Annotated in this window: 19 protein-coding genes and 2 pseudogenes; 13 read left to right on the top strand and 8 right to left on the bottom strand. The window is 68.4% G+C overall.

Annotation, left to right across the window (positions count from 1 at the left end; genetic code table 11):
* Positions 1-97: 97 nt before the first annotated feature.
* Together OV287_RS16375 and OV287_RS16370 are read left to right on the top strand one after the other, a co-directional pair.
* Positions 98-1,174 (top strand): SGNH/GDSL hydrolase family protein, encoded by a 1,077-nt coding sequence (locus tag OV287_RS16375; protein WP_267534958.1) that lies wholly within the window; start codon positions 98-100, stop codon positions 1,172-1,174.
* A 159-nt stretch (positions 1,175-1,333) separates the two neighbouring features.
* Positions 1,334-2,140 (top strand): SDR family NAD(P)-dependent oxidoreductase, encoded by an 807-nt coding sequence (locus OV287_RS16370; RefSeq protein WP_267534957.1) that lies wholly within the window; start codon positions 1,334-1,336, stop codon positions 2,138-2,140.
* A gap of 16 nt (positions 2,141-2,156) precedes the next feature.
* On the opposite strand, the gene OV287_RS16365 is transcribed toward OV287_RS16370, so the two are convergent.
* Entirely contained in the window at positions 2,157-3,278 is a 1,122-nt protein-coding gene (locus tag OV287_RS16365; protein ID WP_267534956.1) for an AI-2E family transporter, read from the bottom strand.
* Positions 3,279-3,498: 220 nt separating this feature from the next.
* On the opposite strand from OV287_RS16365, the gene OV287_RS16360 reads away from it, so the two are divergent.
* Complete coding sequence (locus OV287_RS16360) at positions 3,499-4,626, top strand: oxygenase MpaB family protein (protein WP_267534955.1); 1,128 nt, start codon at positions 3,499-3,501, stop codon at positions 4,624-4,626.
* Here the strand turns inward: OV287_RS16360 and OV287_RS16355 are convergent.
* Entirely contained in the window at positions 4,623-4,844 is a 222-nt protein-coding gene (locus tag OV287_RS16355; protein ID WP_267534954.1) for a hypothetical protein, read from the bottom strand. The genes OV287_RS16360 and OV287_RS16355 overlap by 4 nt on opposite strands.
* A gap of 176 nt (positions 4,845-5,020) precedes the next feature.
* On the opposite strand from OV287_RS16355, the gene OV287_RS16350 reads away from it, so the two are divergent.
* From OV287_RS16350 to OV287_RS16330, 5 genes are all read left to right on the top strand, one after another.
* On the top strand, positions 5,021-5,698 hold the full coding sequence (locus OV287_RS16350; RefSeq protein ID WP_267542354.1) for a hypothetical protein: 678 nt from the start codon (positions 5,021-5,023) through the stop codon (positions 5,696-5,698).
* Between the two features lie 60 nt (positions 5,699-5,758).
* Positions 5,759-6,346: a hypothetical protein gene (locus OV287_RS16345; RefSeq protein WP_267534953.1), complete on the top strand. Its 588-nt coding sequence runs from the start codon at positions 5,759-5,761 to the stop codon at positions 6,344-6,346.
* A 114-nt stretch (positions 6,347-6,460) separates the two neighbouring features.
* Entirely contained in the window at positions 6,461-7,129 is a 669-nt protein-coding gene (locus OV287_RS16340) for a hypothetical protein (protein WP_267534952.1), read from the top strand.
* Positions 7,130-7,263: 134 nt separating this feature from the next.
* Positions 7,264-7,998, top strand: coding sequence for a putative metal-binding motif-containing protein (locus tag OV287_RS16335; protein WP_267534951.1), 735 nt, complete (start codon positions 7,264-7,266; stop codon positions 7,996-7,998).
* Between the two features lie 100 nt (positions 7,999-8,098).
* Positions 8,099-9,358, top strand: coding sequence for an Ig-like domain-containing domain (locus OV287_RS16330; protein WP_267534950.1), 1,260 nt, complete (start codon positions 8,099-8,101; stop codon positions 9,356-9,358).
* Here OV287_RS16330 and OV287_RS16325 read toward each other — a convergent pair.
* The 3 genes and pseudogenes from OV287_RS16325 to OV287_RS56455 all read right to left on the bottom strand — a co-directional run.
* Positions 9,345-10,172: a hypothetical protein gene (locus OV287_RS16325; RefSeq protein ID WP_267534949.1), complete on the bottom strand. Its 828-nt coding sequence runs from the start codon at positions 10,170-10,172 to the stop codon at positions 9,345-9,347. The two genes, OV287_RS16330 and OV287_RS16325, sit on opposite strands and share 14 nt — an antisense overlap.
* On the bottom strand, positions 10,169-12,142 hold the full coding sequence (locus OV287_RS16320; protein WP_373371914.1) for a TonB-dependent receptor: 1,974 nt from the start codon (positions 12,140-12,142) through the stop codon (positions 10,169-10,171). The genes OV287_RS16325 and OV287_RS16320 overlap by 4 nt, the downstream gene beginning before the upstream one ends.
* Before the next feature lie 378 nt (positions 12,143-12,520).
* Positions 12,521-12,730: pseudogene (locus OV287_RS56455) on the bottom strand (TonB family protein); the annotation flags it as partial.
* Positions 12,731-12,957: 227 nt separating this feature from the next.
* Here OV287_RS56455 and OV287_RS16315 point away from each other — a divergent pair.
* Together OV287_RS16315 and OV287_RS16310 are read left to right on the top strand one after the other, a co-directional pair.
* Complete coding sequence (locus tag OV287_RS16315) at positions 12,958-13,797, top strand: hypothetical protein (protein WP_267534948.1); 840 nt, start codon at positions 12,958-12,960, stop codon at positions 13,795-13,797.
* Positions 13,798-13,879: 82 nt separating this feature from the next.
* Positions 13,880-14,827 (top strand): NAD-dependent epimerase/dehydratase family protein, encoded by a 948-nt coding sequence (locus OV287_RS16310; RefSeq protein ID WP_267534947.1) that lies wholly within the window; start codon positions 13,880-13,882, stop codon positions 14,825-14,827.
* A 1-nt stretch (position 14,828) separates the two neighbouring features.
* Here the strand turns inward: OV287_RS16310 and OV287_RS16305 are convergent, their stop codons facing one another.
* Positions 14,829-15,914, bottom strand: a complete 1,086-nt coding sequence (locus tag OV287_RS16305) for a cyclic nucleotide-binding domain-containing protein (protein ID WP_267534946.1) — start codon at positions 15,912-15,914, stop codon at positions 14,829-14,831.
* A 62-nt stretch (positions 15,915-15,976) separates the two neighbouring features.
* Positions 15,977-16,213, bottom strand: coding sequence for a LysE family translocator (locus OV287_RS16300; RefSeq protein ID WP_267534945.1), 237 nt, complete (start codon positions 16,211-16,213; stop codon positions 15,977-15,979).
* 79 nt (positions 16,214-16,292) lie between these two features.
* Between OV287_RS16300 and OV287_RS16295 the strand changes: the two genes are divergently transcribed.
* The gene (locus OV287_RS16295; protein ID WP_267534944.1) at positions 16,293-17,309 is read left to right on the top strand and encodes a methyltransferase; all 1,017 of its coding nucleotides are present in this window, start codon (positions 16,293-16,295) and stop codon (positions 17,307-17,309) included.
* A 622-nt stretch (positions 17,310-17,931) separates the two neighbouring features.
* On the opposite strand, the pseudogene OV287_RS16290 reads toward OV287_RS16295, so the two are convergent.
* Positions 17,932-18,148 (bottom strand): annotated as a pseudogene (locus tag OV287_RS16290) (transposase domain-containing protein); the annotation flags it as partial.
* A gap of 235 nt (positions 18,149-18,383) precedes the next feature.
* Here OV287_RS16290 and OV287_RS16285 point away from each other — a divergent pair.
* Together OV287_RS16285 and OV287_RS16280 are read left to right on the top strand one after the other, a co-directional pair.
* Entirely contained in the window at positions 18,384-18,863 is a 480-nt protein-coding gene (locus tag OV287_RS16285; RefSeq protein WP_267534943.1) for a hypothetical protein, read from the top strand.
* The gene (locus OV287_RS16280) at positions 18,847-19,446 is read left to right on the top strand and encodes a hypothetical protein (RefSeq protein ID WP_267534942.1); all 600 of its coding nucleotides are present in this window, start codon (positions 18,847-18,849) and stop codon (positions 19,444-19,446) included. The genes OV287_RS16285 and OV287_RS16280 overlap by 17 nt, the downstream gene beginning before the upstream one ends.
* The last annotated feature ends 14 nt before the right edge of the window (positions 19,447-19,460 follow it).

Below are 19,460 nucleotides of genomic sequence, written 5' to 3'. Positions count from 1 at the left end.
ACACTTCGTCATGCTCCAACTTTCTGTTATATCGGTGATGCCGGCCAATAAGCCGTGCTCCTGTTTCCCCCCTTTTTCACAATTCCAGGAGTTCCTCATGTTCTCTCGTCTCAACGGGCAGGGTGTGTCCCTTGCCGTGACGCTGACGGCCAGCCTCGTGCTGGGTGGCGACGCGCTCGCGAGCACCATCAACCAGAACACCTCGTGGACCATCAACCGCGGTGCCGCTTCGACGTACCGCGTCGTGGCCTACGGCGACTCCATCTTCGCTGGCTACAACGGCTCGCTCTTCAGCGTGGCCAAGCGCGCGGCGCCCGCCGTCGAGGGCGAGTACCTGGCCAAGGACTTTGGCGCCAACATCGAGGTGGTCCGCCGCACCAAGTCCGGAGCGAAGGCCGACGACATCTACAACAACAAGATCGTCTCCGAGCGCTCGTACATGCAGGCGACCAACACCCGCGTGGTGATGTTCGAGATGTGCGGCAACGACTATCTGCAGGCGCGCTCTGCCTTCACGGACCAGACGGGCACCTGTAACTACTCCGGGCTGGATACCGCCCTGGCCAACTGCACCAACTACACGCAGAAGGCCATGCAGGCCATCAACCAGTACGCGACGACGGCCAAGGCCAAGATCGTCATGAACATCTACTACCCGGGCTTTGACGCGGACAACGTGCTCACCAGCTGCACGGACTCCACCACCGGGGCGAAGATCAACAAGCGCGCCAAGTTCCTGCCCTACCTGGCCAAGAGCAACTGGCGCACCTGCAACCTGGCGGCGCAGAACGGCTTCCAGTGCGCGGACGCGTTCGCCGAGTACATGGGCGCGGACTACGACTCCAACGGCGACGGGCAGATCGACCGCGACGCCCTCCGCTATGTCGCGGGTGAGTCCGAGGCCGCCTACGTCGCCCGCATCACCGGCGCCCTGGTCGGCACGCTGCGCGACGCCAACACGCACTTCGTCAGCTCGAGCACCAGCTACGACTACATCCAGTCCGACAACACGCACCCGACCTACTACAGCGGGACGATGAGCACGGGCTCGACCTCGAGCGCCCCGACGTTCACCGACACGCAGATCGTGGGCGGCAAGAACCCCGAGTGGAACAAGTCCGGCCACGAGCGCGCGGGCTGGATCATGTCCCTGCTGGACCCGGCCACGCCGTAGTTGAAGCAAGCACCTGGGCAGGGAGTCACCTCCCTGCCTCGTCTCCCCGCCCTCTCCCCTTTGGGAGGGGGCCGGGTCGAGGCCCTGTAGTCCCCCTCCCCCGCCTCCGATTGCTCGCGGACCATGCGCTCCCGGCCTTCACGGGTTAGGGTGCGCGGCATGAATCAGAAGCTGGAGCTTCGGTCGCGCTGGACGCTCGTCACGGGAGCCTCTTCCGGTCTGGGCGAGGAGATGGCCCGGTCCATTGCGAGGGACCAGGGCGGCCACGTGCTGGTGGTAGCGCGGCGGCGGGAGCGGCTGGAGGCGCTGTGCGAGGAGCTGCGCTCGCGCCATGGCGTGCAGGCCGCCTTCATCGTGGCGGACCTGTCGCGGCCCGAGGACGTGGAGCGTGTCTTCACCGAGGCCACGCGCGAGCGGGAGATCCACGGCGTCATCCTCAACGCTGGCGTGACGTATTGGGGGGATGCCCTCAAGCAGGACTGGAGCGAGTTCCAGTCCATGTTGAACACCAACGTCACCAGCCTGGTGCGCCTCTCCACCCTCTTCGCGCGCTACCTCGTCGAGCGAGGGACGCGGGGCGGGCTGATGTTCGTCTCCAGCCTGTCGGGATTCATCCCGGTGCCGTACCAGGCGGCCTACAGTGGCACCAAGGCCTTCGTCAGCAGCTACGGCCAGGCGCTGACGCAGGAGCTGCGGCCCCAGGGCGTGTCCGTCACCGTCTTCGCGCCGGGCGGCATCTCCACGGAGATGCTCGACAGGACGGGGCTCTCCAACCGCTTCAAGTCGGGCGACCTGGGGATGATGAGCGCCCCGGAGTGCGCCGCGCATGCGGTACGGGCCTTCATCCACCGCAAGGAGCTCTACGTCCCCGGGCTGATCAACCAGACGCTGACGCTGGCGGCACGGCTGCTCCCGCGCGGCTTCCTGGCCCAGCGCACGGCCGCCATGTACCGGCCCGGCGCCTGAGCCACCACCGGGGGCCTCACACGTGGCGGGGCCGGCGCCAGAAGGGTAGACGCCGGGGGCCCCGCTTCTCGAGCTGCTCCGCCACATCTCCCCTCAGGGGCAGGTTGAGCCGCTCGCGCCGCAAGAGGAGCAGCTCGCGGATGACAATCTGACAGGTGCCTACGATGGGGACCGCCAGGAAGGCGCCGAGCACGCCGGCCAGCTCGGCGCAGAGGATGATGCCGAGCAGCGTCACCAGCGGGTTGAGCTCCACGGTGCGCTTGTAGATGACGGGCGCCAGCACATGGTTCTCGAACTGCTGGTAGAGGGTGGCGTAGACGCCCACCGCCAGGAAATCCCAGAACCCGCCCGAGGCGAACGCCACCAGCGCGAGCACGAGGCCGGCCGCGGTAGCGCCTAGCAGGGGAATGAGGCTGCCCAGGCCGGAGAGGATTCCGAGCGGCAGGAAGAAGGGCACCCCGAGGATGGCCAGGAAGACGGTGGCGCAGACGGCGTTCACCACGCCGATGAGGGCCAGCCCGCTCAGGTAGCCCCCCACGGCCTGGTACACCTTGTTCAGCACCCGCTCATAGCGCTGGCGGTGGATGGGGAGGGACTCGGCCAGCAGCCCCCGCACCACCCGGCCGCCATAAACCAGCATGAAGACGACGAGGAAGAGCACGGTGACAAGGGCACCGACTCCGGCCACCAGTCCCCGCAACACGCGCAGGGCCGGGTCCACGGCCCACTGGAGCAGTCCCGAGTCGCCCGCTCCGAAGGCGCCCAGCCGTTGCTCCAGGCCCACCCGCGCGTCGAGCCACTGAAAGACGGGAGTCTGGTGCATGCGCTCGTTGAGCTCCGGCAGGCGCTCCACCAACTCCCGGACCTGGGCCACCGTGGCGGGGATGATGAGGAAGCCCACCCCCACGAGCGTCCCCAGCACCAGGAGCATCACCCCAGCAATGGCCATCGGCCGCCTCAGGCCCCGCTTCTCCAGCCTTTCCACCCCATGGTTGAAGGCCACCGCCAGGAGGATGGCCGTCACGGTGAGGGTGAGGGTGACGATGCCGTGGATGAACAGGTAGACGGCAGCCAGCACCCCCACCACGGTGGCGCAGATGGTGAGCACCGTCTTCACCGTCACCTGGGAACGAGGCACCGGTACCGGTTCCCGGTCATTCACGGGCTCGACTGGCGGACGAGTTGGCCTCTCGGGTTCCACGCTCAACCCTCCCTGGAGATGGAAGCCTCCAAGAAAGCTGGGGCTCCGTCGGCCGGAACGGCAACGTGCCCCTCGTCGAGGGAAACAGCCGCCCGTCCGCCCGGCCCCTGGCTCATTTCGAGCCAAACGGGAGCACCTGGATAGAATGCCGCAGCCCATGCGCGCCAACCGATGGACCGATGAGTTCCTCGACGGCTTCCGCCAGCGGGGAGACCCGCTCGCCGATCAGACCGTGAAGAACCTGTTCCAGCAGGGACAGGTGGAGACCGCCAACGTCCTGCTGAAGCAGCTCATCCGCAACGATCAGCTCGTCCCCGAAGCACTCCCGGAGATGCTGCAGGACTACCTGCTGCGGACGAAGCAGCTACCGGAGTGGGCGGACCCCGACCTGGTTCGCCAGGGCGAGGCGCTCTTTGGCCGGTACGGGCCGCAGGCGGTCGTCTCCCTCTTCTGCGGCGCCCTGCCGGCAAGCTACGCGGCGGCCAAAGGCGTCCAGGTCATCCACCTCACCGCCCGGCTGGCGACGGACCCCTTCCGCCGCATCATGGAGACGGCGCAGATGCTGGTGGACGTGCTGGCACCGGACGGACTGGCGCCGGGTGGCAACGGCATCCGCAGCGCGCAGAAGGTCCGCCTGATGCACGCGGCGGTGCGCCACCTCCTCTTGGAGAGCGGCCATTGGAACCCCGAGTGGGGCTACCCCATCAACCAGGAGGACCTGGCGGGGACGCTGGTCGACTTCTCGTACGCGGTCATCCTGGGGCTCGAAAAACTGGGCTGCACGCTGTCCAGACAGGAGCAGAACGCCTACCTCCATTGCTGGAAGGTGGTGGGGCACATGATGGGGTTGGAGGCGGCCGTGCTTCCGGAGGACATCGAGGACTGCGCGGCACTCGCCGAGGTTGTCCAACGGCGCCACTTCCGCGCGAGCCCCGAGGGGCAGGAGCTGACGCGCGCGCTCATCCAGATGGCCGAGCACGTCACGCCGGGAGACCTCTTCGATGGGATGGCGGCCTCGCTCATGCGCCACATCCTGGGCGAGGAGATCGCCGACATGCTGGCCGTCCCTCCCGCGGACTGGACCCGGTACCTGATCGGCCCGCTGGCGATGTTGGGCAAGGCCTCGGACGAGCTGGGAGACCGCTCCAGGTTCGTGGCAAGGCTCGCGGAGGTGTTCGGCCGCAAGCTGGTCGAGGGGATGGTGTGGATGAACCGTGGCGCCGGGCGGCCGCCCTTCCGCATCCCCACCTCGCTGCGCGAGTCCTGGAACGTGCAGGGCCGCTAGACGCGGTAAGGGGCGCGCATAAGCGCCACCAGGTCGATCAGCGGAAGCACTGCGTGGATGCGCTGCTGGTGACGCCGGTGCCGCTCATCCTCGAGCCGCGGCCACGCGTGTCCCCGTAGGAGCTCCGCGCCATCGCCAGGGGACAGGGCCGCGCGCCCATCGTCCAGGTCGCGCGCACGCGGGTGCTCACCGAGCACTGAGCCGGGCCGTCCTCTCACTCCCCACCTCCGTGCACACCCCGGAAGAAGCCCCGGACGGGGAAACGTGCACCTCGGACACAAATGCAACTTGATTACATTTGCCCGACAGTGGCACATTGATGGCGCTTTGACGGGAAAGCCCGGAAGCACTGGCGCCCACGGATGGCGCATGCGGGAGACTCGCGGTGGCGCGAATGGTGTGGAGCATGGGAGTGGGAGGGCTGGTACTGGCGCTGCTGGCGGCGGCCTGGCTGAGCCGCCCGGTGGAGCTCCCTCAGGCCGGGCCTCCGCTGGCCGGGTCCAAGGAACTCAGCGCACGAGCCCCGTCCCCCGCACCGGCGCCCGAGGCCGTCCCAGCGGCCACCTCCGAGCCCCTCGCGCCTCCCGCGGTGGTGTCCCCACTCCCCCCCAGGGCATCCGCCCCGGTGGTGCCCGGCACGGCTCCGAGGCCCTGGCCCGAGACCCCGCGCGCCCGCCGCAAGCTGTCGGAGCAGCACCTGCGCATCGTACGTGCGTTGCGCGCCGATTACGCCACTTCCCTGGCGCGCCGGGACGCGGTGCTCGCCGAGTTCCACGCGTCCGGAGAGAGCCAGGAGCCGTGGACGCAGGGGGCACGCACGGCGCTGGAGACCTGGCGCGCCACCATTGAAGCGGACGTGCTGCCCATGCAGGCCGAGCCGCCGCGCTGCTACGCCGCCGGCTGCGTGGCGCGTGTCACCTTCCCGGACGCGGCCTCCTATGAGGAAGCACGGCAGCGGGTCCCCGCCCTGAAGCTCGGAGACGTGGGACCCCACATGCAACTGCCGCCCGAGCACCTCCCGTCTGGCCAGGTCGTCGTGTCCTGGGCGGTGCTTCCCCCGAAGCGCACCTGAGCCGTCCTCCGTCGTTCCCGAAGTGTCAACCCCGTAGTCCCCCCAACCAGGAGTCACATCATGAAGAACGTATTCAAGAAGAGCCTGCTGGCCTCCGGCGTCGCGCTGCTGCTCACCGGCTGCGGCAGCACCACCGAGGCCGAGTCCCAGCCGTCCTCGCTGGAGGCACGGGAGGACGAGCTGCTCTCGGCCTGCGGGGAGCCCGAGGCCACGGAGCTGCTCGAGGTGGCCGAGCACGCGTGCTTCCATGGGGAGTACGGTCCCTTCGAGGCCGTGACGGCCGCGGCGCTGGGCTCCACCCCGTTCGTGGATGTCAGCGCGCCGCACACCGCCTACAACATCACCCTGCCGGCCCGCGGCTACGGCTACGGCTACGGCGGCGCGGTGAACTTCATCCCGGAGGAGTCCGGCGAGTACGCCTTCTTCCTGTCGCGTCATCGCGGCCTGCGCATCTTCAACGGCAACACCGAGGTGGCGCGTGAGTGCCGCCTCCAGGTGCCCGAGGAGACGTGCGGCAGCCTGCGCACCGCCGTCGTGGCGGACCTCGAGGCCAACGTGGAGTACCGCCTGGAGTTCAAGGCGATCTTCCCGCAGAACTCCCAGTTCACCCTCGTCGTCGAGGAGGCGGCGCACCACCACGAGGAGTAGTCCCTGCCCGGGCCGCCAGGCCTGACCGGGTCCGTGGGCCGCTCCGCCCGCGGACCCTTTTCGTTTTCTGTATCTCCGTTGCATTTTCCACGGTGATGCAGATAGGAAAGAGGCATGCGATCCAACCGCCGATTCCTTGCCCTGGCCGCCAGCGCGGTGGTGTTTGCCGCCTGCGGCCGACCCCCGGAGCCGGACCCCGATCCTTCCGAAGGACAGCCCCAGGAGCAGACGGACCCGTGCGCCCCCAACGGCCACATCCACCGGGAGGCGACAGGGGACTGGTGCCACTGCGACCGTGGCTACATGGCCTCCGCGCAGGGCCTGTCATGCGAGCCAGATCCCAACTACGTGCCGAGGGATGAGTTCGACTTCGGTGACAACGGCGAGCACGCGTGCTGGCACGTCACCAACGGCCCCTTCGCCACGGTGACGGCGTCCGTGGACCGGCAGCCCCGCGTGGACTCCTTCCACACGTACTACACCGTGAAGCTGCGCCCGGAGGGCGGCCAGTACGTGGGCACCTTCAACTTCAAGGCCTATGCCACGGGTGACTTCATCGCCTACCTGAGCGACGCGAGCGTCCCCATGGCCTTCCGCGAGGGTACGAAGGTGCTCGACGTGGCCGCCAGCTCCCCCATCCCCGAGGCGCTGCGCGACGGCGTCTGCCAGGGAGGTCTGGTGCACATGGTGGGCTACGAGCTGATGGACAAGGTCCAGTACACCGTCACGTTCGGCCCCACTTCCCTGCCCGAGCTGGGCCTGGTCATCGAGCACCTCCAGTAGCCGACGCTAGAAACACCACGGACACTATTGCAACTCGATTGCACTTACGTCATCAGTGCGGGTGCCGAGGAGCACGTGGTGCTGGCGCATGGCGCCGCGCCGCTCCCGGTTCACATCGAAAGGACCAACCAACCATGAAGATGACGATGCGGAACGTCTGCGGTGCGCTCGTGGGCCTGTCGCTGGCCGCCTGTGGCCCCGCCCTCGAGGAGGAGCAGGGCACCTCACAGCAGGAGGCCTCGCTGGAGGCCGGCTGCACGGCGCTCAGCTCCAGCATCAGCTCTCACTCCTGCCTGCACTCGAACAACCCGGCGGATCATCTGTCGGTGACCGCGACGAGCGGCCTCACCGGCTCAACCCCCAGCATCAACACCTCGCACAAACAGTACGACGTGACGCTGCCGGCCGGAGCCACGGGCACGGTGAAGTTCCGTCCGGCCACCGCGGGCTCCTGGGCCTTCTACCGGACGCAGGGCAACTCCATCACGGTGAAGGATGGCGCCACCACGCTGACTCCTGCGCTCAGCCATACCGTGTCCGTCTCGGGCTGCGGGCTGGTGACGGTGACCGTGTATGACCTGGCCAGCACCACCACGGACTATCAGGTGGACCTGGGCACGGCCTCGGGCAACCTCGTGGGCGTGGTGGCCGAGCGCGTGGAGGACTACCGGGTCCGCTACTACCAGGACGCGGACAACGACACCTGGGGCAACAGCTCCGTCTCCGTGCTCACCGCGTGCGTGCCGCCCGCCGGCTACATCACCCAGCGTTACGATTGCAACGACGCCAACGCCAGCATCAACCCCTCGGCCACGGAGCTCACCGGCAACAGCGTGGACGAGAACTGCAACGGCTCGCTGACGAACTAGTCCCCCGCTGACCGACGCGGGCCCACGCCCGCCCGCCGGGGCGGTCTCTCCCGAGGCCGCCCCGGTGCCATTTCCAACTCCACGAGAGGAGCCCCGAACGATGCGACCCTTCCCTGGCACCGCCCTGCTCACCGCCTGCGCCCTGACCCTGACGGCCTGCGAAGACCGCCCCACCCCGCCCGCTCCCCCGGGAGCGGACACGCAGCCGCCCAAGGTGACGGCCACCTCGCCCACCGAGCACGCGGAGGCCGTGCTCCCTGGTGCCACCACCGAGGTGTCCATCACCTTCAGCGAGCCCATGAAGCCAGACACGGGGACGCTGGTGCCCTCGAGCGGGCTGAAGCTCGGCGCCCCGGCATGGAGCGGCAACACGCTGAAGGTGCCCGTCACCGGGCTCGGCCATGACGATGCACACTCGCTGGAGCTGAAGGGCTTCCAGGACATGGCCGGCAACGCGCTGGACGGCACGGTGCTGCTGGGCGACGGCAAGCTGGATTTCCGCACCGGCTCGGACCACCCCCGTGCGTCCGTCTCTTCGTCCAGCGTGGCCGAGGGCGCCCAGGGCGTCTACCCGGTGGAGATGTACTACGACGCCGAAGCGAGCCGCCCGGGCGCGTACTTCCGCAAGGTGCTCACCGTGACCTTCACCGAGGCCATGGACCCGGCCTTCGCGCAGGTGACGCTGGTGAACCGTACCGACACCACGCTCGCGCCGCGCCCGCTGACGGGCCAGTGGTCGCCCGACGGTCTCACGCTCACCCTCACCCTCACGGCGCCCGAGGAGGGAGGACCGCCGCTGGAGGAAGAGTCCACGTACGCACTGGACTTGAGCGCGCTGCGGAGCGCCGCCGCCGGCAACCGGCTGGAGGCCAGCACCTTCCTGGGTGACGGCAAGCTGGACTTCACCACGGGCAAGCGCAACGGCGATCTCGAGCATGCCTGCACCCACTCGCTCGTGAGCACCGTGGAGTCCGTCACGGCCGCGCCCAACATGCCCCCGTTCGGCTTCCCGCCGTCCACGGACATGGGCCACACGCGCTACCGGTTGACGCTTCCCACAGCCGACGCGGGCTCCCACGTGGGCCACACGGAGCTCGTCTCCAAGCCGGACCAGGACGAGTTCATCGTGCTGTACCTCGACCAGAACATCCCCGTGGGCGTCTGGGACGAGCTGGACGCGGTGGACGTGCCCGTGGAGGTGAGCCCCACCGCAGCGGTGTGCCCCGGCATCACCTACCAGGCCCGCTTCACCGTCACGCAGGGAGACAGGTTTTACTACCTGCGCTTCGGCGCCACCCCCAGCGCGGAGCTCGAGTTCATCCTCGAGCGGTACGCGAGCCCGGCACTCACTCCCAGGTAGCGGAGAAGGCGGTGTGCCGCCGCACGTTGACGAGCAGCGCGCGGTGCACCTGGCTCTCCGGGGGCACCGCCACCGCCGCGCCGCCTGGTGGCACCTCCAGGCGCTCGAAGAGGGCGCCCTCGAACCAGCGGTGCGGATGGAGCTCCACGACGAAAAGGCCCTCGTCCTCCAGCTCCACGTCGATGGGGACGAACTCCACCCGCTGCAGCTCCACCGGCGGGGGGAAGTCCAGGGCGGCGCGGAAGGCCAGGGTACGCCCCTCGCGCGAGGCCGTGCCCTCCATCAGCACCGAGCGCCCCTCGAGTGACGCCGCCTCCGCGCCCAACGACCGGGACGGAGGCTGGAGCAGCAGCGAGAAGGAGCGCGCCACGCCGGCAATGCCCGGTGAGCGTCCGAGCACCCGCGTCTCGCCCCCGTCGCCCAGCAGGTCATACACCACCTCGCGGTCCCACTCGCCCAGCACCCGCCCTCCGGCGAAGAAGGAGTCATGGGCGTGTGCGGTAGGGGCGAGCACGTCGCTCACGCGGCGCCACCACCGTCCCGTGGGGCTTGGCTGGAGGGGTGAGGAGTTCTCGAAGAGGTAGATAGGGCCGAGCACCATGCGCGCGGAGGTGAGCGTCACGCGCCAGCCGGTGTCGGTGGTGAAGAGGCCGGGCTGCGTCTCGCCGGGGGCTCGGGCGGTGCGCAGGCCCATGCGGAAGACGATGGCGCGGCCACCGGTACCGGACAGTCCGCAGGCGGAGCCACCGCCGAGCAATGCGGTGCCGAGCAGCGTGGTGAAGGCACGGCGGGTGGTGCGAAAGGGAGTCGTCATGGAAGCTCCTCGTCCTGGAGGTCCAGGTAGAGGGTGAAGGTTCCTCGGAAGGTGCGCGGGGAGCCCGCGGCGAAGTGGCGCGTGGCCAGAAGTGAGGCGGGAGCGTCCGGGCCGCGGAAGTTGGACACGTAGTTGAACTCGGCCTCGCGCCAGCGCGCGTCGAACAGGTTCTCCACGGACAAGCCCAGCTCCATCCACTTCCACCGGGCACGGGCCGCGACGTCGAAGAGGAAGATGGGCTCGCTGTAGCGATCGAGAGGCAGCGGCTTGGGGCCGATGGCGCTGTGCCCGAGGGCCAGGTTCCACCCCACCGGCACCCCGGACACGGGGAGCTCGCCGCGCACAGAGGCATCGAGCCGGCCGAGAAGGTGGGGGATGTACGGCATGACCGCGCCCTCCCACAGCTTCCATTGCGGGGCACCGGGCGTTGGGAGCGTGGCGCGGGCCCAAGCGGCACTGGCCTGAAGGTCCACGCGGTCCTCCAGGGTGAAGCGCGCGGTGGCGAAGGCGCCCAGGCGCTGCGAGGGGCCCACGGGCTGATTGCGGCCGGCCGACTCGTCGAAGACGAGGTCCTGAGAGACACGGGTGACGAAGAAAGCCCCCCGCGCCTCGAGGTCGAAGGGGCGGTCGTCGCCACCGAGCCGCCAGCCCAGGCCCGTCTCCGCCGCTGTGACGCGGGCGTAGGGGGCAAGCTCCGCGTCGGACAGTGCGGCCGCGTCACTGGAGCGCGCGCCCAGGCCAGCACTGGTGAGCCAGGTCAAGCGGGGGGTGAGCCGCACCTCCGCGGTGAGGCGGGGGCTGGCGAAGAAACCGTAAGCCTCGATGGACTCTTCGGGGATGCGCTCGCCCTGCCGGTCGGAGGTGGGGCGGTTCTGGTCCTCCACGCCGAAGAGGAAGGTGTCCAGACGCAGACCACCGCGCAGGGTGAGCCACGAGAGCGGAGCCAGGCGCAGGGAGGCGTAGGCGCCCAGGTTGGTGGTGCGCACCTGGTTGTCGAAGAGGGTGGCGTAAGGTGCGCCGCCGTGGTCGCGCAGGCGGCGGGCACGGGTGAGCACATCATCGAAGCGCGCCAGGTAGCCCAGCTCCAGCGGCTGCGACTGGCCGAAGAAGGTGAGGCCCGGCGAGTAGCGCCCGCGCAGGCCCACGGTGGTGCCGCGGTAGTACTGCTCGGTGTTGTCTCCGCGCGGGTCCTCGCCGACAGGAGGCACGTCATTGAGGAAACCGGTGAAGTTGTCGCGGATGCGCATCTGCCGCACCACGACGAAGCCCTGCTGGACGAAGCGCCCGCCGCGGCGCAGCCGTGACTGCAGCTCGGCGGAGAGGATGTGGCGCTGCCCTGCCCCGCCCTGGTTGGGGTCATAGAAGCAGAAGAACTGGGAGTCCGCGCCAGGAGCACAGGGCATGCGCCCATCCACCACATCCGTCTCCCGGACGACGCCCGCAGAGGAGAAACGTGCGGCGTAGCTGGCGCCGAAGAGGCGCAGCCGGGTCTCCTCGCCGACGCGGAATTCAACTTGAGCCATGGCGCCGGCGTTGGCGTAAGCGCGGTTGGGACCGAAACCATGGCCCTGGCGCAACAGCAGGCCCACGAAGTTGGCCTCACTGGACTCAGGAGGCCCCCACACCAGCGACAACCGGCGAGAGGCAAAGCTGCCGTAGCTGGCGGAAGCGGTGAGGCCGCGGCGCCTCAACCCGAGCTGGTACTCGACGGAGCCGGCCACGCCGAAGTCGCCCTGAGCGGGGTCATAGGGGCCCTCGGTGATGCGGAGCGAGTCCACCAACTCTGGGATGATGAAATAGGTGTCGGCGTAGCCATGGCCGTGGGCATGGGACACCTCGTTGAGCGGGACACCATTGAGGCGGAACTCGACATCCTTGCCCTCACCGGCGTCGAAGCCGCGGATGAAGATGGTCTCCGCGTGGCCCTCGCCGCCGTGGTTGGCGAGCATGACACCGGGAGCCAGCAACATGAGGTCCGAGGCGGAGTTTCGAGGCACATCGGCGAGCTGGCCGATGGGGATCTGAAAATCGCCGACTGCGGCCGGAGGAGGAGCAGGAGCCCGGCCACGAACGGTGGTCGCAAACGAAGGAGCCTCAGCACTCCCCACCCCAGCACTCCCCTCCACAGAGGTCCCCACCCCAGCAGCTCCCTCAACAGAGGACCCCTCAACAGAGGACCCCTCCACAGAGGTCCCCTCCCTCTCCCCCCGGGAGAGGGTCGGGGTGAGGGTATCCGCCCCCTGGGTTGCCCCCGTATCCCCCTCTCCCTCTGGGAGAGGGTCGGGGTGAGGGTATTCCTCCCCCAAGGCCCCCGCCGTCCCCACCGTGTCTACAAAAGGCGTGAAGGTCACCGGAACATCCGCCTGGACCTCAATAGGCAGCTCGCCGCGCCGAGCAGGCTGAAAGCGCCAGCGCAAGGCAGCAGCCATCGCAGCGCGATCAAAAACACTACCCGCCGACTCACGCACCTCCACGCGAGACACCTCGCCGGCCTCGTCGATGGTGAGACGCAGCAGCACCAGGGCTGGGGCGACCAGGGTGGGCGCATCTGCGGGCATGACGGGAGGGGCGGCGTCCACGGGGACGGGGGGAGAAACGGGGGCTTCGGCCGTGGTGCTCAGCAGGAGGAGCACCAGACTGGAAATCCACATCAAGGGGGAAGACCTCGCTCGGGGGTAGCCGGAGGGATACACCACCCTCTCCTTGACTTGCAACACTGTTACAAATAACTCCCTGATACATGAGTTTCCCGAAATCAAAATCCAAGCTGTGGCATGCGGTATTCATGGGGGTGTCTCTCGCGGGGGCGTCCTGCGAGCCGGTGGCCGAGGGGGACGTCCGCGTGACGATGAGCGGGGGGGATGGAACGCAGCGGGGCTATCCGAGCCATCTCTTCCAGGACGGCTGGTCGGTGCAGTTCACGAAGTACCTGGTATCGATGGGGGACTTCACGCTCACAGCGGCCACGGGGGAGAAGCGAGAGTCAAGCGAGCACGTGCTGGTGGACGTGCAGAAGGGAGACATCCCACTGACGGAGCTGAAGGGCCTGACGGCGGGACGCTGGAGCGTGGGCTTTCGGGTGAGCCCGCCGAGGGAGGGCACGAAGCTGCCGGACGGAAGCGTCTCCGCCGAGGACCTCGCGATGATGCGTGAGCGCGGCTACAGCTACTGGCTGGAGGGGGTGGCGGTGAAGGGAGGCGTAGGCATCTACACGTTCCGCATGGGCTTCCCGGTGGACGCACGGATGGTGGACTGCGTCAACGGGGTGGACGGGACGCTGGGGCTCGTCGTGCCAGAGAGCTCCGTGGCGGAGGCCGAGGTCACCATTCACGCCGAGCACATGTTCTATGACCGGCTCGGCACCCACCGGGGGGTGGAGCTGCGCTTCGACGCCTTCGCCGCCGCGGCGGACGGGGAGAAGGTCATCACCCCCGAGGGGCTGGCCGAGCAGAAGCTGTTGGATCTGCGGGGCCTGGACGGGGGCGAGCTGAAGGATGGCCAGGGAAGGCCCGTCGTCTACGAGCCGGGCGCCTACACGGTGCGGACGCTCCAGGAGTTCGTGACACAGAGCATCGTGGATCAGGCGCACCTCAACGGAGGGGGTGTCTGCACCGTCGCCCATTGAGGAGACGCCGAGTGACCTTCCGCCATGTCCCCGGGTGCGCTAAGCGTTGACCTGAGGGGGAATGCGAGTGGAGGCACTCACGGTGAAGCGTCTGTTCGTCACGGGTGGTACGGGATTCATCGGCGCGAGGTTCGTCTCACTGGCACTGGAGGCGGGCTATCGGGTGCAGGTGCTCACCCGAAATACGCGGGCCGCCGAGCGGTGGAAGCACGAGGGCGTCACCGTGGTGCAGGGGGACCTGCTCACCCCGGGGCCCTGGCAGGAGGAGGCGGCAACGAGCGAGGGGGTCGTGCACCTCGCGCAGCCGCTCACCTTCGGAGCCCGGGTGACGCACAAGCGGGCCGAGGCCTACCGGGATCAGCGGCTGCGCATGGACTCGCTGCTGCTGGACTCGCTGAAGCCGGGCACGGTGAAGCGTCTGCTCTACGTAGGGGGCACCAGCTACTACGGAGACCAGGGCACCCGGTTGGTGGCGGAGGACGCCACGCCACATCCCACGGGGTGGGGCCCATACATCGCGCCCGCCATCGAGTCACTCCCCCGGCACCTGGAGCGTGGGCTGCCATTGGTGGAGGCCTATCCCGGCTCGGTGTACGGGCTGGGCTCCTGGTTCGAGGAGTACGCGCTGGAGCCGATGAAGACGGGCAAGCGCATCTTCGGACTGAAGGAGAGCCTCACGAAACAGATGTCCCCCATCCACGTGGACGACTGCGCCCGGGCGCTGCTGCACCTGCTGGAGCATGGCGAGGTGGGCCGGCGCTACTTCGTGGTGGATGACCAGCCGGCGACCTTCGGGGAGCTGTCCCAGGTGGCAGCCGAGGCGCTGGGCGTCTCCTACAAGAAGACGCTCGTGCCTAGGTGGCTGTGCAACCTGTTGATGGGGCCGGTGGTGACGGACTCGCTGACAAGCGAGGCGCGGCTGTCCAACGCGCGCCTGCATGGCACGGGCTTCCAGTTCCTCTACCCCACCATCCGCGAGGGCGTGCCGGCGCTGGTGCGGCAGTGGCTGGAGGCGCGCAGGCGGAGCTGAGTCAGACGCGCGAGTCGCCCTCGTGCACGGCCCGTCCGGACGCCAGCAGCTTGGAGATGTGCAGGAGCCGCTCGGTGCCCAGCCGCATGAGGGCGGCGCGGATGCCGGGCTGGCCGGAGAGGTACTGCTCGAAGGCCTCGCGGCCCAGCCGGAGCATGTGGCAGGACGACTCCGCGCGCACCGTGGCGGTCGCCGGCTGGCCGAGCAGCAGGGAGATCTCCCCGAAGACATCCCCCTCGCGCAGTGGGGGGAAGGCGGTCTGCTGCCCGTCGGGGCGGCGGAACAGCGGCGTGCAGGTGCCACTGAGCAGCAGGTACAGGGCATCGCCGCGCTGGCCCTGCTCGATGAGGACGTGCCCGGCCTCCACCGTCCGCAGCTCGAAGATGTGGGCCAGCGCCTCGCGCTGCGCGGGGGCCAGCGCGGAGAAAACGGGATGGCTGCGCAGCACGTTGGCCAGCAGCCGCTCGCGGTAGAAGGCCTGAACGGTGTCGCCGACGGCGTGGTACCGGAAGGAGATGCGCTCCACGCGGGTACGGTGGAGCTCGAGTGCCAGAACGTGCTGGGTGGCCACCACGCTGGCCAGCCGGGGACTCTCTGAGACGAGGGCAATCTCCCCGAAGAAGTCCCCCTCCTTCAGCGAGGACAGGGTGCGCAACTCGCCCCCGTCCATCTTGCGCAACACGTCCACCCTGCCCTCGACGATGGCGAAGGAGGAGCGGCCCGGGTCGCCCTCGGTGATGAGGTGCTGCCCGGGAGCGAAGGCGCGCAGCTCCACGACGCCCACCAGGGCCATGAAGGGCTCGCGGCCGAGCTCCGAGAAGAGGGGCGCCCGCGGCAAGGCACCGGCCCCCGTGGCGGGAGAAGTGGCGCCCGGGGCACCAGGCTTCGCGTAGAGGTCCGCCAGGAGCTGCGGGGTGCGAGTGTGAGCCGGCTCGAGCTGGAGGAGGGCTCTGCACACCGCGATGGCGCGCAGCGGCTGGCCCTGCCTGGCCAGCTCGGTGGCGAGGGCCTCGGCGGTGGCGAGCGCCTCGGGAGTACGGCCGAGCGCCTGGAACTGTTCAATCCGGACGTGGAGGGGGTCGGACATGACCACCCCTGTATGCCACAAGCCCCGGGCCCGCGCAGCGAACCTCACGCCATCAGGTGGAACTAGGAGCGCCTTGCGTCCAGAACCAGTTTGAGGCCGAACACGATCAGCACACCACCTGTGATGCGGTCCAGGGCACGTACGATGCTTGGACGACGGAGCGCCGCCGCCAGGGGCCGGGTGGCCGCGATGAGCGCCGCAAACCAGAGGATGCCCTCGAGAGCATGGATCGCGGCGAGCAGGACGGTGGAGGACAGGACGTCAGCCCCAGCCGGGACAAACTGGGGCAGGAAGGTCACGTAGAATTTTGGAGAAGTGCCAGGTGCTCCAAATCTGCTTTCGGCACGCATCACGCGATTCGATATCGTCCCGCCCTCCATGGACCAGACACCTCCGCCGAATCTCTCGCAGCAGCTCCTGGAGCACATCTCCAGCTACTGGATCTCCCAGGTCATCGGTGTGGTCGCGCGACTTCGCCTCGCGGACCTGCTCGCAAGCGGTCCTCTCTCGAGCGAGGCGCTGGCGCCGCAGGTCGGAGCCCACCCGGATGGGCTGTACCGCCTGATGCGCGCGGGGGTGGTCGCGGGCCTCTTCACGCAGGAGCATCCCAGCACGTTCACGCTCACCCCGCTGGGGGCCTGCCTCCGTTCGGAGGTGCCCGGGTCGATGCATGACATGGCCATCATGCAGACCTCCCCCGGCCATTGGCTGCCCTGGGGAGACCTCGTCACCGCCGTGCGGACGGGTCGCGCCCCGGTCCGCAAGGTGCTGGGGACCGATCTCTGGGAGCACTACCAGAAGAACCCGGAGGAGGCCGCGCATTTCGACCGTGCGATGGGCAGCTTCTCCAGCTTCGTGGCCGCGGAAGTGGCACGCCTCCACGACTTCTCACCCTATGCCCGCGTGGCCGATGTGGGGGGGAGCCAGGGCGTGTTGCTCGCCGCCGTGCTCCGTGCCCACCCCTCCTGCCGAGGCATCCTCTTCGATCTACCGCACGTCATCGACGGAGCCCGGGCCCAGGTGGAGGCGGAGGGGTTGGGCCAGAGGATGGAGCTGGTGGCGGGGAGCTTCTTCGAGCCCGTCATCCCCACCGCGGAGGCCTACCTCCTCAAGCACATCCTTCATGACTGGGACGACGCCTCGTCCACCTCCATCCTCCGGCAGCTTCATCGCGCCGCACCGCCGGGAGCCCGGCTGCTCGTGGTGGAGATGGTGATGCCGGACGGGGAGCCTTCGCGCACGGCCCTCATCGACCTCAACATGTTCGTGGTCGCGGATGGACGCGAGCGCACGGCCCGCGAGTACGAGGCGCTGCTCGCCAGCACCGGCTGGGCGCTGGAGCGCACCACTCCCTCCCCGAGCGGCGTGAGCCTCATCGAGGCGCGCAAGCTCTGACGGTGGTCTTGGGGAAGGGCCCGAGGACGCGCGGCAGGCCTATCAGGCCCAGTCCCTTCAGCAGCGCTTCCGATGGACGGGGCTGGACGTGAGGCCACCGCCCAAGAAGGTGCCCCGCTGCGCCTTCCTGGAGGGCTTCTCCCTCCATGGTCGCGGTAGGGACGGCCCTTCGCCTCATCGACTCGGGCCGCCCCCTGCACAGCTCCCAGCGGGCGCTGCTAACGCACTGGGCTCTTGCCTTGGGTCCTGACGAAAAAGCGCTCGACGGACCAGGGGTGCAGGATACGGGGTACAGGAAGCCAGCGACTGGACAGCGCACGCATCCGCTCCCACGTCATCCGGTGACGCTGACTGCGTTGGCGCAGGGCCAGCAGCCAGTGTCGTTCTACCTCTCTCCGGAATTGTCTGAGCGTCTACACGTTCGTCGGTACCGCGTGGTAGGCGAAGTAGCCGCGCACCACACTACCGAGCCACTGCCCCTGTTCTGGGATGGGCTGATGCTGGGTACCCGTCCGGCGGACGACGTGCTGAGGCTGCTTGAGGGCGGACGGGGGTCGTGCTCGGCGGCGGTCGCGAGCTGGTAGGAGGCGATGAGCAGGGCAGGCTGCGAGCACGAGGACGCTCAGGAGGAGTCCGCGGCGCGCAGCCGCTTCCACTCGTGCGGCAGCAGCTCGTCGAGGCGCGAGTTGGGGTGCGTCTGCACGCGCAGCAACACGTCCGCCAGGTACTCCTCGGGGTTGATTGCGTTCACCTCGCAGGTGGCCACCAGGGCGTAGAGGGCCCGCGAGGTTTTCACCCGCCGCCTCGTGCCCGACGAAGAGGAAGTTCTTGCGGCCCACAGGTAGGGCAATTGAAGCCCGACCAGGTTAACGAACCCACCTCCACGCGGCAACGTACCCACTGCGTTGGGGCTTCGGTGCACCTTCGCCGGGTCCACCTGGACGCCCCCGTTCGACCTCGTCGCGAACGTCCGCTCCGGAACGTACGCCAGATGTCGGCGGAAGACGGAGGCGAGGGTCGCATGAACGTTGCTACCCTCGCGGGCGACCATCCCCCTCTGGCCGAGGTGACGCCGTGCGCATCTCAGGGCAACTCGCGCGAAGACGTGCACTCCCGCTCCGGCATCTGTTCGCCGTCATGCCGCCGCTCCTCGCGGGGTGCACCATCAACCACTACCAGCCACGCCATTTCGAGTTCGTCACGGTCGTCAAGAAGCCCAAATCCGGCTCGGGCGGATGGCGTGCCGCATGCCTGCACGTCCCCATCGTCAACACGGCCACCTGGGACACCTTCTTCTGCAAGATGGGTGTCGAAATGCCCCTGGAAACCAAAGCCGAGGGGGCCATCTCCACGGCACTCGCGCAGCGCATCGCCGCCGATTGCGCCAACGAGGCTGGAAGACTCGTGCTTGGCTTCCCCAACTCCCCGAGCCCCGGCCTCGTGTGTCAGGACTTCAAGAGCACGTTTCACACGATTCTGAATCGTGCCGTACTCGGCTCCCAAGTCACGACCCTGTGCGACAAGGAAACAACGCCTCATGTCATTGAATTCTAGCCCCATTCCCCTCTCGGTGGAGTCCTTGCTTGCCCTCGTTCACAACTACTACCGTGCGGACAAGGAGTTCCATCTCAGGCGAGAGAACAGTCCTGAAGAAGAGCGCTTCCTCACGCTGTGGGTGCAAGAGCGCAAGAAGATGGATCAGTGGAACGCGTTCGTGGACGAGCTCCAAGCAGCGCTGCCTGAACTCGATGTCGGGAACATCACGTCCACCTGTAATGCGTCTTTTCGTTGTGCCGTGTACCCGAGAGTGGAGTTCCCCCCACCGGAGCCGGGTATCTGGGTCGTCGTCGGCTGTGTCAGCATCCTGGCGCCTGTCTACGCCATCTATGGCTTGCACCTGCGCTACAGCGGCAGGCAGCGCATCGAAGAGCGGGTCTTCCTGGAGTTGCTTCCGCCCGAGATGCAGGGTCCCGCCGAGGTCGTCGCCAGCAAGCTCGAGGCCACGTTCGGGGTGACCGCCCTTCCTCGCGCGCTCGCCCGCACTCCCGTCCCCCTCATCGTCGAGCCCAAGGAGCCTCCCCACACCACCCTCTTCGACGCGCTCTTCATCAGCCGCCCCGAGAGCGTGCCCATCTAGGAATTGAGGGACTC

It is taken from the genome of Archangium lansingense, assembly GCF_026626635.1.
Lineage (GTDB): Bacteria > Myxococcota > Myxococcia > Myxococcales > Myxococcaceae > Archangium > Archangium lansingense.
The sequence above is the reverse complement of the archived record's forward strand: the minus strand, read 5'-3'. Positions and strand labels throughout refer to the sequence as shown.